The sequence below is a fragment of the Pseudomonas sp. 57B-090624 genome, assembly GCF_003234055.1.
Classification (GTDB): Bacteria; Pseudomonadota; Gammaproteobacteria; order Pseudomonadales; family Pseudomonadaceae; genus Metapseudomonas; species Metapseudomonas tohonis.
Window position 1 is genome coordinate 41,752 of sequence record NZ_QKRU01000023.1, and the last position, 12,377, is coordinate 54,128.

Sequence of the window (12,377 nt, forward strand, 5' to 3'; positions counted from 1 at the left end):
AGCCACTTTTGCCAAGGATTACCGGATGTTGTCGCGCGTTCCCGCCGTCGCCCGTTCCCTGTCTCTGGCCGCGTTCGCGCTGGCCGGTCACGCCGCAGCACTGGAGCTGCCCCTGCCGCCCCCGGGCGAGGATATCGTCGGCCAGGTCCAGGTGATCAAGGCCAAGTACGAAGACACCTTCGCCGACATCGGCGTGGCCAATGACCTGGGCTACCTGGAGATGGTCGCCGCCAACCCGGGCGTCGATCCCTGGCTGCCGGGCACTGGTACCGAGATCCTCCTGCCGACTCGTTTCATCCTGCCGCCGGGCCCGCGCGAGGGCATCGTGATCAACCTGGCCGAGTACCGCATGTACTACTTCCCGAAAGGGGAGAACGTGGTGCACACCTTCCCGCTGGGCATCGGTCGCGAGGGCTGGGGCTCTCCGATCAACACCACCAGGATCACCGCCAAGACGCCCAACCCGGCCTGGTACCCGCCGAAGTCGATCCGCGAAGAGCACGCCGCCGACGGCGACCCGCTGCCCACCGTGGTGCCGCCGGGCCCGGATAACCCGCTGGGGCCGTTCAAGTTCACCCTGGGCCTGCCCGGTTACCTGATCCACGGCTCCAACAAGAAGTTCGGTATCGGCATGCGTGTCAGCCACGGCTGCTTCCGCATGCTCAACAACAACGTGCTGGAGCTGGCGAAGATGGCGCCGGTCGGTACCCCGGTGCGGATCATCAACGAGCCCTACAAGTTCGGTGTGAGCGGCGGCAAGGTCTACATCGAGGCACACACTCCGCTGAACGACCATGGCGATCCGTCGGTGGTGGACAAGCACACCGCGGTGATCAACGCGCTCCTCAAGCGTGAGGACCTGGTCAACAGCATCCGCCTGGACTGGGAAGTGGTGCGTGAAGTCGTGGCGGCCGAGGATGGCCTGCCGGTGGAGATCGCCGAGCCTTCCGCCGCCGTGGCCACCAGCGCCCCCGCGCCCAGCTTCTGATCCCCATCGAGAAGCCCGCCGCGCGCCCTTGGCCCGGCGGGCTTTTTCATGCCTGGCGAAAATCCCGGGAGAGCAGGGCGTTGATTCGCAGGCACAAAAAAACCGACCCAGTGAACTGGGTCGGTTTCGAGTAAAAGCCTTGTGGGCTATTACTTGCGGCTGGCTTTTTCCAGCATACGCAGAGCGCGCTCGTTAGCCTCGTCAGCGGTTTGCTGGGCTTTCTGAGCGGCGGCCAGAGCTTCGTCAGCCTTGCGGTAGGCTTCATCGGCACGGGCTTGAGCGCGAGCGGCTGCATCTTCAGTTGCAGTCAGACGGGCTTCGGTTTCTTTGGAGACGCTGCTGCAACCGGTGGCCAGAACTGCTGCCAGAGCCAGAGCAGAGAATTTCAGAACGTTGTTCATCGTGTTCCCCTTAAGGTGGACATTTCCATAAAAGCAATTCCCCGAGCTTGGGAAATTAGCCGGCGTACATACTACCCATAACTTGTAGTAAGTAAACTGACGCGGTGCAAGGAGGCGAGTTTTTTTTCACCTGATCCGCTATTCCCTTGCGCAAGTCCTGGTGCATCTGTGCAAAAAGCATCCAGTTGGATAGTCCTTGAGCAGGCGAAGTTCAAAGTTTAGCCGCCGGTGGGGAAAGTGCCCTGGCGACCCCGGCCCGGTTGGTGGGGTGGAAGTAGTCGGGATGTGATTGGTGAAGGTCGCTTTTGCATCTTCGCTCGCTTGCGGGATGTAAAGCCCACAACTTCCCAATCGTTACAGTGAACTGGTTCTTCATATTGTAGGAAATGCCGTGGAAGGCCTTCAGGCGCACTGATAAGCTGCGGCGATTTCCTCCCGCATTCCAGGACATCAAGGACGGCGTTATGGCAAGACTACTTAAGTGGGTGGTGCTCGCAGCGCTCGCGCTGGCGTTAATCATCAAACTCTCCCTGTACCTCTCGGTCAGGTCGATCATGAATGATGCGATCCAGCAGCTTTCGCCGATCATGGACATCAGCTACGGCGGGATCACCTCCTCCTTCGACGGCCGTGTCGGCCTCGAGAACCTCAAGCTCCGCGTCCCCGCGCTGAACGACAGCGTGCAGGTGGCCCATGCCGAGCTGAAGTTCAATGGCCTGCGCGAGCTGCTCAGCTTCAAGGAGCGCCTGGACGAGGGCAAGTTCCCGAAGCAGATGGCCGTGCGCCTGAAGGGCGTGATGCTGGAAGTACATGGCCCCTTCATGCAGCAGCTCTACGACGCGCCGACCGAACGCAGCATCTTCACCGCGATGAGCGAAGTGGCGTGTGGCAAGGTCAGCCACATCGGCACCAACGAACTGCTCGACATGGGCTATCGCACCTTCGAGACGGATGCCGAATTCTCCTACCTGTTCGAGCCGGGCGCGCAGAAGCTCACGTTCAATCTCACTTCCGATACCCGTGACATGGGCGAGACGCGCGTCAGCATGGCGCTGTCGAACATGTCCGAGAAGCCGGGTGACTTGCGCGTCAACCCGCCGCGCCTGTCCAGCGTCGTCTTCGAGCTCAACGACAACCAGTATCAGCGCAAGGTGCAGGAGTACTGCGCCGGTAAACTCGGGCAGTCGACGGACGTCTACCTGAAAACGGCAGTGGAGCAACTCGACCGCGTGCTGCGTTCGCAGAAGATCGCCCTCGACCAGTCGCTGCTGGATGCCTATTCGCGCTACCTGAAGGACCCGCAGTCGCTGCGCGTCGAGCTGACACCGACCGAGGGCATGAGTTGGGACGGCCTGCAGTTCTTCGAGCCCAAGGATGTGGTCGGCATGTTGCGCCCGGCGCTGCTGGTCAACCAGCAACCGGTGCAGCCGATCGCCTTCGCCTGGGTCGACCCGGACAAACGCGCCGAAATGGGCGTGAACGAGAAGGTCTCGGTGACGGCGGAAAAAGCCGACGATGCCGGTGCCTCGCCGCAATACGAGTTCGTCAACGTATCCAGCCTGCAGGACTACGCGGGCAAGCGCTTGCAGTTCATCACCTTCGATGGCGCCTATTACCAGGGTGTATTACATAAGGTGGAGAACGGTAAGGCTTTCCTGAGTGTCCAATTTGGCTCCGGCTCCGCCGAAATGTTTCTTCGGCTGGAAAAGATAGATAAGGTACGGGTGTTGTTCTAAAACCCCCTGAGGAGTTGCGATGAGCGAGGCGCTGTCCATCCACCATGACCAGGCAGGTCATCAGTTCGAGACCACCGTGGACGGTCATCGTGCATACCTTGCCTACATGGACCTGGGCAAACAGACATTGGACATCTATCGCACCTTCGTGCCGAACGCGCTGCGTGGCCGGGGCATCGCCGCAGCGCTGACCGAGCGCGCACTGGGCTTCGCCGAAGACCAGGGCTATACGGTGATCCCCTCCTGTTCCTACGTGGAGCGCTACATCGAGCGCCGCCAGCGCCACGCCCCCAAGGGCTGAGCTGGGGCCGAAACGAAAACGCCGGGCAGATGCCCGGCGTTTTTCGTTGTGCGGTCGATCAGCCGCGCTGGCGCTTGGGCAGCACGTCCTTGAGCTTGGCGTGCATGCTGCGCAGGGTCTTCTCGGTGGTTTCCCAGTCGATGCAGGCGTCGGTGATGGAGACGCCGTACTTGAGCTGGTCCAGGTCCTTGGGAATGGACTGGCTGCCCCAGCCGAGGTGGCTCTCGACCATCAGGCCGACGATGGAGCCGTTGCCTTCGAGGATCTGGTTGGCGACGTTGTCCATCACCAGCGGTTGCAGGGCCGGGTCCTTGTTGGAATTGGCGTGGCTGCAGTCGACCATGATGTTCGGCTTGATGCCGGCCTTGGTCAGTTCCTGCTCACAAATGGCAACGCTCACCGAATCGTAGTTGGGCTTGCCGTTGCCGCCGCGCAGCACGACATGGCCGTAGGCGTTGCCCTTGGTGGTGACGATGGAGACGCCGCCTTCCTGGTTGATGCCGAGGAAGCGGTGCGGGCTGGAGACGGACTGCAGCGCGTTGATCGCCACGGTCAGGCTGCCGTCGGTGCCGTTCTTGAAGCCGACTGCCGAGGACAGGCCGGAGGCCATCTCGCGGTGGGTCTGGGATTCGGTGGTGCGGGCGCCGATGGCGGACCAGCTGATCAGGTCCTGCAGGTACTGCGGGGAAATCGGGTCAAGCGCCTCGGTGGCAGTGGGCAGGCCTTTTTCGGCCAGGTCGCGCAGCAGTTGGCGACCGATATGCAGGCCGTCCTGGATCTTGAAGGAGTCGTCCAGGTACGGGTCGTTGATCAGGCCTTTCCAGCCGACGGTGGTGCGCGGCTTCTCGAAGTACACGCGCATGACCAGGAACAGGGTATCGGACACTTCGGCAGCCAGGCCCTTGAGGCGATCGGCGTACTCGTGGGCGGCCTTGATGTCGTGGATCGAGCAGGGGCCGACCACCACGAACAGGCGATGATCCTTGCCATCGAGGATGTTGCGCACCACTTCACGGCCATTGGCCACGGTACGCAGGGCAGCGTCGGTGAGCGGAATCTCGCGTTTCAGTTGCTCCGGCGTGATCAGGGTCTCGTTGGAGGCAACGTTCAGGTCGTCGATCGGTAAATCAGCCATCGTGCTAGTCATCAGGTCAGTCGTCAGGTCACAGGTGCGGGCCGCCAGCCATCCCGGAGCTGCGGGGCACGGCATTTGAGTGCGCGTCGGGGACGCGGAACCTTAACGCGTTACACGCTGGCTCGACAATGGCACCTAGGGGGCAAATAGGCGGAAAATGCTCAGTTCAGGCTGGCTGCGGAGAACTCGGCAGCGTGACGGGCGATCCATTCCTGGGCGATGCGCTCGATCGGCAGCTCCTCGCCGGCCTCGAGTTCGCGTTGCTTGCGGTAGACCTCGATCTGGCAGACCTGCTCGACCATGCGGGCGCGGAACAGGGTTTCCTCGTCGGTGAAGCAGATGCCCACCAGGTAGTCGTCGGGCTGCTTGCGGCACCAGGCGACGATGCCGGCGTAGCGTGCCTCGTCACCCAGCAGGGGGATGCGCAACTCGATCGCGGTGCCCTTGCGAAAGCCTCGGATCGAGTTGCAGGCAACGCCGCCGAGACTGATATTGTGCAGCCGCTGTCGCGGCAGGAAGCTGTGCTTGCGCAGTACCAGCTCTACAGGCATATCGCTGGGGTGACGCAGGAATCGACGCATTTTTCATGGACTCCGGGTGCCATTTTTCCGGCATCGCTAAGGGCAGTATAGTGCGCGAACTCGAACTGACTGATTTCGATGCGGACCAGCAACTGCTGGCTCTGCCGGGTATCTCGCTCATCGTATTCACGAGCATAGGTTGTGCCAGTTGCCGCTGGGCGCGGCGCCACTTGTCGCAGATGCCCCTGGGCGTCGACAGATTGTGTTGGATAGACGCCGGCAATAATGGTGGCCTGGTGCAGCGCTACGAGGTATTCCACCTGCCCGCGCTCTTCGTGGTGCGGGACGGACAATTTCTTGGCGCCCTGCGCAGCACACTGCAGGGCGAGGACCTGAACCGCAACCTGGACGACGCCCTGGCCCGCCAGGCAGAGGAGCTTCCCTGATGACCCAACCCTCGCAGCCACGCATCGGCATCATCGGCACCGGTGCCATCGGCGGCTTCTATGGCCTTTTGTTGGCCCGCGCCGGCTTCGACGTGCATTTCCTCCTGCGCAGCGAGTACGAGGCGGTGCGCGCCAACGGCCTGCACCTCAACAGCGCGGTGCACGGCGCCCTGGCGCTCAAGCCCGTGCAGGCCTATCGCGAGGTGGCCGAGATGCCGCCCTGCGACTGGCTGCTGGTGGGCGCCAAGACCACCAGCAACGCCGATCTGGCGCCGCTGATCGCACGGGCCGCCGCGCCGGGCGCCAAGGTGGTGTTGCTGCAGAACGGGCTGGCGGTCGAGGACGCACTGCGCCCGCTGCTGCCGGATTCGCTGCATCTGCTGGGGGGGCTCTGCTACATCTGCGTCCATCGCCATGCGCCGGGGTTGATCGAACACCAGTCCCTGGGCGCGGTGAACCTTGGTTACCACTCCGGTCCGGCTGGTGATGACGCTGCACGCCAGGCGCTGGTGGAGGAGGGCGCCGGACTGTTCCGTGCGGCAGGACTGGACTCCACCGGGATGCCCGACCTGGAGCAGGCGCGTTGGCAGAAGCTGGTGTGGAACGTGCCTTACAACGGCCTCTCGGTGCTCCTTGACGCGGGCACCACCGCGCTGATGCGCAACGCCGACAGCCGCGAGCTGATCCAGGCGATCATGCAGGAGGTGGTGGAGGGTGCACTGGCCTGCGGTCATAGCCTTCCGGACGGCTTCGCCGGTAAATTGCTGGCGGCCACCGACCGGATGCCCGACTACCTGCCGAGCATGTACCACGACTTCGCCCAGCGCCGCCCGCTGGAGCTCGAAGCCATCTATGCTGCACCCCTGGCAGCGGCCGCTGCGGCGGGCCGGGACCTGCCGCGCATCCGCGCGATGTACCAGGCCCTGCGCTTCATCGACGCGCGCAACCAGGAGTAAGGAGACAGGCATGGCGGGAGGACTGGCGGACAAACTGGTGCTGGCGATTTCCTCGCGGGCGCTGTTCGACCTCAACGAAAGCCATCGGGTCTACGAGTCCGAAGGCATCGAGGCCTACCGCCAGTACCAGATCGACCATGAGGACGAGGTGCTCGACCCAGGCGATGCCTTTCCCCTGGTGCAGAAGCTCCTCGGCCTCAACAGTGCACTGGGCCAGTCGCGCGTCGAGGTGATCCTGGTGTCGCGCAACAGTGCCGATACCGGGCTGCGTGCCTTCAACTCCATCCAGCAGCACGGCCTTGCCATCTCCCGCGCAGCCTTTTCCGGTGGCCGCAGCCCCGGGCCCTATCTCAAGGCTTTCGGTTGCCACCTGTTCCTTTCCACCCATGTGGACGATGTCCGTGCGGCGCTGCAGAGTGGTTTCGCTGCGGCCACCATCCTGTCCGGCGGGCCGCGCCGAGCCGCCAGCAACGAACTGCGTATCGCCTTCGATGGGGATGCGGTGCTGTTCTCGGACGATTCCGAGCGGGTCTACCAGCAGGGCGGGCTCGAGGCCTTCCAGGCCTACGAGCGTCAGGCGGCGTTGACCCCGCTGGACGGCGGCCCCTTCAAGCCATTCCTTTCAGCGCTCAACAGCCTGCAGCAGGAGTTCCCCGCCGACGCCTGCCCGATCCGCACGGCGCTGGTCACCGCACGCTCGGCGCCGGCTCATGAGCGGGTCATTCGCACCCTGCGCGAATGGAACATCCGCCTCGACGAGTCCTTCTTCCTCGGCGGGCTGGAGAAATCCTCCATCCTCGACGCCTTCGGCGCCGACGTGTTCTTCGACGACCAGGCGGGACATTGCGAGAAAGCCCGCGAAGTGGTCGCCACCGGCCACGTTCCCCACGGCGTGAGCAACGAACCGCTGATATCTGACTAAGCTGAGACGAGGCCCGCCACCCAGGCAGTAGGAGGCCTCATGATCCGTTCGATTCTCTACGCCACCGACCTCGGTCTGTACGCCCCCTATGTGCTGCAGCACGCCCTTTCGCTTGCCCGGGTCTACCAGGCCGAGCTCTACGTGGTGCACGCCGTCGAGCCGCTCGGGCTGTTCGCCGAGTCCGTCCTGCAGACCTACCTCGACGAAGAGCGCCTTGCTGAACTCCGGACCAAGGGGCTGGGCACCGTCATGGCCAGCATCGAGTTGCGTGTGCTGGAGGGGTTCCGCGATGAGATGGGGGACGCGCAGAGCGAGCTGGAAATGATCCGCGCGGTGCGTGTGGTGCAGGGGGACCCGCCGCAGGTGATTCTCGAGGAGGCACAGAAACTCGGGGTGGATTTGCTGGTCGTAGGCAGTCACAGCCATGGCGCTGCACTCGATACGCCCCTGGGGCGGACCTCGGCGCGCCTGGTGCAGCTGTCCGACGTGCCCGTGTACCTGGTGCCCATGCTTCAACACCGCGGGCGGGGCGAGCTGTGACGACGACTACGAATGGCGTGCAAAACTGAAAAAAACGTCTAGTTTTATCCATCAAACCATTAATATGGTTATAAACGTCGCTGACCATCCAATGCGTCGTCATTTGCTTTGAGGGATATCTATGAAGCTTCAGCAATTGCGCTACATCTGGGAAGTGGCGCACCACGACCTCAACGTGTCGGCCACCGCGCAAAGCCTTTACACCTCGCAACCGGGTATCAGCAAGCAGATCCGCCTGCTCGAGGATGAACTGGGCGTGGAAGTTTTCGCCCGCAGTGGCAAGCACCTGACCCGGGTCACTCCCGCAGGCGAACGCATCATCACCACTGCCGGGGAGATCCTGCGCAAGGTGGAGAGTATCAAGCAGATCGCCCAGGAGTTCTCCAACGAGAAGAAGGGCACCCTGTCGATCGCCACCACCCACACCCAGGCTCGTTACGCGCTGCCGTCGGTGATCAGCGGCTTCATCCGCCAGTACCCCGACGTAGCGCTGCACATGCACCAGGGCACGCCGATGCAGATCGCCGAGATGGCCGCGGACGGCACCGTCGACTTCGCCATCGCCACCGAGGCGCTGGAGCTGTTCGGCGACCTGGTGATGATGCCCTGCTACCGCTGGAACCGCTGCGTGATCGTGCCCCAGGGACACCCGCTGGCCAAGCTGCCGAAGCTCACCCTGGAAGCCCTCGCCGAGCACCCCATCGTCACCTACGTATTCGGTTTCACCGGCCGCTCCAAGCTGGATGAAGCCTTCAGCCATCGTGGCCTGACGCCGAAGGTGGTGTTCACTGCGGCCGACGCCGACGTGATCAAGACCTATGTACGCCTGGGCCTGGGCGTGGGCATAGTCGCCAAGATGGCGGTCGATCCCAAGCTGGACAGCGACCTCGTGGTGCTGGACGCCAGCGAGCTGTTCGAGTCCAGCGTGACCAAGATCGGCTTCCGCCGCGGCACCTTCCTGCGCGGCTTCATGTGCGACTTCATCGAAAAGTTCGCCCCGCACCTGACCCGCGACATGCTGGCCAAGGCGGTGCAATGCCACAACAAGGCCGAGCTGGACGAGCTGTTCCACGACGTCGAGCTGCCGACCTACTGAGTCGGTCGCGGTAAACGAAAAGCCCGGCATCCGCCGGGCTTTTTCATTGCGCTTCGAGCACCTGGTGCAGGAACTCGTGGAACACGGTGTAGACCTGCTCGCTGCCGTCGTCGTGGCGCACCACGAAGAAGGGCGCGGTGTCGACGCCATAGTGCTGGGCGACCATCCAGCCGGCACTGGCCGGATTGCGTTCGTCGGCCACCATCACCCGGTCGATGCGTTGCAGATGGCCGCCGCGCTCCAGCAGGCGCTGCACGTCCTTGCACTTGTCGCAGTCCTCGCCGTCGGCCAGGACCTTCTTCACCAGGGTGATCTTCATCGGCTCAGTTCTTCGCGATCAGGTTGCCGGCATGCAGCCCGCATTCCTTCTGGGTCGCTTCTTCCCACCACCAACGGCCTTCGCGCTCGTGCTGGTTGGGCAGCACGGGGCGGGTGCAGGGCTCGCAGCCGATGCTGATGAAGCCGCGCTCGTGCAGCGGGTTGTAGGGGATCTCCAGCATACGGATGTAGGCCCAGACTTCGTCGCTTGGCATCTGCGCCAGCGGGTTGAACTTGTACAGCGGGTTGTCGGGCGTGGAGAAGGCGCCGTCCAGCTCCACCACCGCCACATTGCTGCGGGTGCCAGGGCTCTGGTCGCGGCGCTGGCCGGTGGCCCAGGCGCGCACGGTGGACAGCTTGCGGCGCAGCGGCTCGATCTTGCGGATGCCGCAACACTCCTCGTGGCCGTCCTTGTAGAAGCTGAACAGGCCCTTCTCGCGGACGAAGGGTTCCAGCCGGGCTGCGTCGGGGGAAAGCACCTCGATGGCGATGCCGTAGTGCTCACGCACCTTCTCGATGAAGCGGTAGGTTTCCGGGTGCAGGCGACCGGTGTCGAGGCTGAACACCTTCACGTTCCTGTTCAGCTTCCAGGCCATGTCCACCAGCACCACATCCTCGGCGCCGCTGAAGGACAGCCACAGCTCATCGCCGAAGTGTTCGAAGGCGAGCTTGAGGATGTCCTGGGGGGACTTGCTGGCGTAGGCCGCAGCAATCTCGGCGACGTCGAAAGGTTGGCTCATCAGGCGGTTTTCCTAGTTGAAATGGCGCTACGCGCTCTGTGGCGCGGATGGTAGCAAAAGCAACTTATGCGCCTAAATAACCAGAAGGAAGGTGGACTGCCATGTTCGGATATAAGCGCCGCGTTGCGTGGCTGCGGGTGAAAAGCTAGAGTGCCGCCTCCCCAACAAACCAATACCGAGGAATGTCTCGTGGAAATCGCCTGTCTCGACCTGGAAGGTGTGCTGGTTCCGGAAATCTGGATCGCCTTCGCCGAAAAAACTGGAATCGACGCGCTCAAGGCCACCACCCGCGATATTCCCGACTACGACGTGCTGATGAAGCAGCGCCTGCGCATCCTCGACGAGCATGGCCTCAAGCTCTCCGACATCCAGGAAGTGATCGCCACCCTCAAGCCGCTGGAAGGTGCCGTCGAGTTCGTCGATTGGCTGCGCGAGCGTTTCCAGGTGGTGATCCTCTCCGACACCTTCTACGAATTCTCCCAGCCCCTGATGCGCCAGCTCGGTTTCCCGACCCTGCTGTGCCACAAGCTGATCACCGACGAGACCGACCGCGTGGTGGACTACCAACTGCGCCAGAAGGACCCGAAGCGCCAGTCAGTGATCGCCTTCAAGAGCCTCTACTACCGCGTGATCGCCGCCGGCGACTCGTACAACGACACCACCATGCTCTCCGAGGCCCATGCCGGCATCCTCTTCCATGCCCCGGAGAACGTGATCCGCGAGTTTCCGCAGTTCCCGGCCGTGCATACCTACGAAGACCTCAAGCGTGAGTTCCTCAAGGCCTCCAACCGCTCGCTGAGCCTCTGAACCAGCCATGAAAAAGCCCGCGACAGCGGGCTTTTTCATTTCCGTGCCTGCAGGGCACCAGGCGATGATTAAGCCTTACAAACCTTCCAGCGTCCGCAACAGCACCTGCACCTTGGTGATGGATTCGCGGTACTCCGCTTCCCAGTCCGAGTCGGCGACGATGCCGCCGCCGCCCCAGCAACTGGCCACGCCGTCCTTCACCAGCAGGGTGCGGATGGCGATGGAACTGTCCATTTCCCCGCGCACGTCGAGGTAGAGAAGCGAGCCGCAGTAGATGGAGCGACGGGTCGGCTCCAGCTCGTCGATGATCTCCATGGCGCGGATCTTCGGTGCGCCCGTGATGGAGCCGCCGGGGAAGCTGCCCATCAGCAGGTCCAGCGCATCCTTGCCCTCGGCCAGCTCGCCGCGAACGGCGCTGACCAGGTGGTGCACGTTGGGGTAGCTCTCCAGCGCGAACAACTCCGGCACCTTCACGCTGCCGGTGCTGCAGCTGCGGCCCAGGTCGTTGCGCAGCAGGTCGACGATCATCAGGTTCTCCGCCCGGTCCTTCGGGCTCGCCAGCAGTTCCTGCGCCTGCTCGGCGTCTTCCTCGGGCGTGCGTCCGCGTGGGCGGGTGCCCTTGATCGGGCGAGTCTCCACCTGGCCCTTGCTGAGCCTGATGAAGCGCTCCGGCGAGAGGCTGAGGATGGCGCCGCCGTCGGCCAGGGCCTGGTAGGCGGAAAAGGGCGTGGAACAGGCCTCGCGCAAGGCGAGATAGGCGCTCCAGGGGTCGCCCTGGCACTGCGCCTGAAAGCGCTGGGCGAAATTCACCTGGTAGCAATCACCGGCTGCAATGTAGGACTGGATCCGCTCGATCGCGTTTTTGTAAGCCGCTTGAGTCAGATCCGCCTGAAAGGCGCTCTTAAGGCGAAATTCATCGACTTTGTAGGGATTTTCCGAACAGCTGAACAGGTCTACCAGGCGTTGGCGCTCGCTCTGAGCGAGACTCGGATGGAATACCAGTTGGCTGGTGCGCTGCTGGTGGTCACTGACGAGGGCCCAGGCGTAGAGGCCGAGCTGGGCGTCGGGCAACCGGCGGTCATCGCGCGCACGGGCGGGCAGCGCTTCCAGGCGGCGGCCGAAGTCATAGGAAAAATACCCCATCAATCCGCCCGTGAATGGCAGTTCCACGGCATCGGGCGTTTCGGCGAATCCCAACTGCCGCAAGGCCTCGCGAAGGCGGTGGATAAAGTCGTTGGCCGATTCGTCGGGTCCCGGCGCCAGTTCTGCCAATGGCCAGGCGCTGAATAGGTCATAGCGTCCACGACTGGCAATGGGCCTGCCGGCGTCGAGCAGCACCGCTCCGGGTGCATGGCGGACGAGGGCGAAGCGCTGTCCCGGGTGTTCGTGGTAGGGCAGGGGGTGTACGAGGCTATTGGGCATGATGGACGCAAAGAGGGCGCGAGTGAGGATTCTAGACCGCCTAAATTG

Annotated in this window: 16 protein-coding genes; 9 read left to right on the forward strand and 7 right to left on the reverse strand. The window is 63.3% G+C overall.

The genetic code is table 11. The features are described from left to right. The first annotated feature begins 25 nt into the window (after positions 1-25). On the forward strand, positions 26-988 hold the full coding sequence (locus DMX10_RS12830; RefSeq protein WP_111261418.1) for a L,D-transpeptidase family protein: 963 nt from the start codon (positions 26-28) through the stop codon (positions 986-988). Between the two features lie 149 nt (positions 989-1,137). On the opposite strand, the gene oprI is transcribed toward DMX10_RS12830, so the two are convergent. Both oprI and DMX10_RS32950 read right to left on the reverse strand, forming a co-directional pair. Then, positions 1,138-1,389: an outer membrane lipoprotei OprI gene (gene oprI, locus DMX10_RS12835; RefSeq protein WP_003448337.1), complete on the reverse strand. Its 252-nt coding sequence runs from the start codon at positions 1,387-1,389 to the stop codon at positions 1,138-1,140. A gap of 211 nt (positions 1,390-1,600) precedes the next feature. Further along, on the reverse strand, positions 1,601-1,945 hold the full coding sequence (locus DMX10_RS32950) for a hypothetical protein (protein ID WP_178082946.1): 345 nt from the start codon (positions 1,943-1,945) through the stop codon (positions 1,601-1,603). Between DMX10_RS32950 and DMX10_RS12840 the strand changes: the two genes are divergently transcribed. Together DMX10_RS12840 and DMX10_RS12845 are read left to right on the forward strand one after the other, a co-directional pair. Beyond that, entirely contained in the window at positions 1,854-3,125 is a 1,272-nt protein-coding gene (locus tag DMX10_RS12840) for a hypothetical protein (protein WP_111261419.1), read from the forward strand. The two genes, DMX10_RS32950 and DMX10_RS12840, sit on opposite strands and share 92 nt — an antisense overlap. 19 nt (positions 3,126-3,144) lie before the next feature. Continuing rightward, the gene (locus tag DMX10_RS12845) at positions 3,145-3,426 is read left to right on the forward strand and encodes a GNAT family N-acetyltransferase (RefSeq protein WP_021220347.1); all 282 of its coding nucleotides are present in this window, start codon (positions 3,145-3,147) and stop codon (positions 3,424-3,426) included. A 58-nt stretch (positions 3,427-3,484) separates the two neighbouring features. Here the strand turns inward: DMX10_RS12845 and DMX10_RS12850 are convergent, their stop codons facing one another. Further along, positions 3,485-4,561 carry a 3-deoxy-7-phosphoheptulonate synthase gene (locus DMX10_RS12850; protein WP_111261420.1) on the reverse strand — a complete coding sequence of 359 codons (1,077 nt, stop codon included), beginning with the start codon at positions 4,559-4,561 and terminating at the stop codon, positions 3,485-3,487. A gap of 161 nt (positions 4,562-4,722) precedes the next feature. After that, positions 4,723-5,142: a PilZ domain-containing protein gene (locus DMX10_RS12855; RefSeq protein ID WP_111261421.1), complete on the reverse strand. Its 420-nt coding sequence runs from the start codon at positions 5,140-5,142 to the stop codon at positions 4,723-4,725. A 5-nt stretch (positions 5,143-5,147) separates the two neighbouring features. On the opposite strand from DMX10_RS12855, the gene DMX10_RS12860 reads away from it, so the two are divergent. From DMX10_RS12860 to cysB, 5 genes are all read left to right on the forward strand, one after another. Further along, positions 5,148-5,528, forward strand: a complete 381-nt coding sequence (locus DMX10_RS12860) for a thioredoxin (RefSeq protein WP_111261422.1) — start codon at positions 5,148-5,150, stop codon at positions 5,526-5,528. After that, on the forward strand, positions 5,528-6,484 hold the full coding sequence (locus tag DMX10_RS12865; RefSeq protein WP_111261423.1) for a putative 2-dehydropantoate 2-reductase: 957 nt from the start codon (positions 5,528-5,530) through the stop codon (positions 6,482-6,484). The genes DMX10_RS12860 and DMX10_RS12865 overlap by 1 nt, the downstream gene beginning before the upstream one ends. 10 nt (positions 6,485-6,494) lie before the next feature. Continuing rightward, positions 6,495-7,406, forward strand: a complete 912-nt coding sequence (locus DMX10_RS12870; RefSeq protein ID WP_111261424.1) for a 5'-nucleotidase — start codon at positions 6,495-6,497, stop codon at positions 7,404-7,406. Between the two features lie 39 nt (positions 7,407-7,445). Then, positions 7,446-7,946 (forward strand): universal stress protein, encoded by a 501-nt coding sequence (locus DMX10_RS12875; RefSeq protein ID WP_111261425.1) that lies wholly within the window; start codon positions 7,446-7,448, stop codon positions 7,944-7,946. Between the two features lie 121 nt (positions 7,947-8,067). Continuing rightward, positions 8,068-9,042 (forward strand): HTH-type transcriptional regulator CysB, encoded by a 975-nt coding sequence (gene cysB / locus DMX10_RS12880; protein WP_111261426.1) that lies wholly within the window; start codon positions 8,068-8,070, stop codon positions 9,040-9,042. 43 nt (positions 9,043-9,085) lie between these two features. Here cysB and DMX10_RS12885 read toward each other — a convergent pair whose 3' ends face one another. Together DMX10_RS12885 and DMX10_RS12890 are read right to left on the reverse strand one after the other, a co-directional pair. Next, the gene (locus DMX10_RS12885) at positions 9,086-9,361 is read right to left on the reverse strand and encodes a hypothetical protein (RefSeq protein ID WP_111261427.1); all 276 of its coding nucleotides are present in this window, start codon (positions 9,359-9,361) and stop codon (positions 9,086-9,088) included. Between the two features lie 4 nt (positions 9,362-9,365). Next, positions 9,366-10,100, reverse strand: coding sequence for a phosphoadenylyl-sulfate reductase (locus tag DMX10_RS12890; RefSeq protein ID WP_111261428.1), 735 nt, complete (start codon positions 10,098-10,100; stop codon positions 9,366-9,368). Positions 10,101-10,289: 189 nt separating this feature from the next. On the opposite strand from DMX10_RS12890, the gene thrH reads away from it, so the two are divergent. Further along, on the forward strand, positions 10,290-10,907 hold the full coding sequence (gene thrH / locus DMX10_RS12895) for a bifunctional phosphoserine phosphatase/homoserine phosphotransferase ThrH (protein ID WP_111261429.1): 618 nt from the start codon (positions 10,290-10,292) through the stop codon (positions 10,905-10,907). Positions 10,908-10,982: 75 nt separating this feature from the next. On the opposite strand, the gene pabB is transcribed toward thrH, so the two are convergent. Continuing rightward, on the reverse strand, positions 10,983-12,329 hold the full coding sequence (gene pabB, locus DMX10_RS12900; protein ID WP_111261430.1) for an aminodeoxychorismate synthase component I: 1,347 nt from the start codon (positions 12,327-12,329) through the stop codon (positions 10,983-10,985). Positions 12,330-12,377 lie beyond the last annotated feature (48 nt).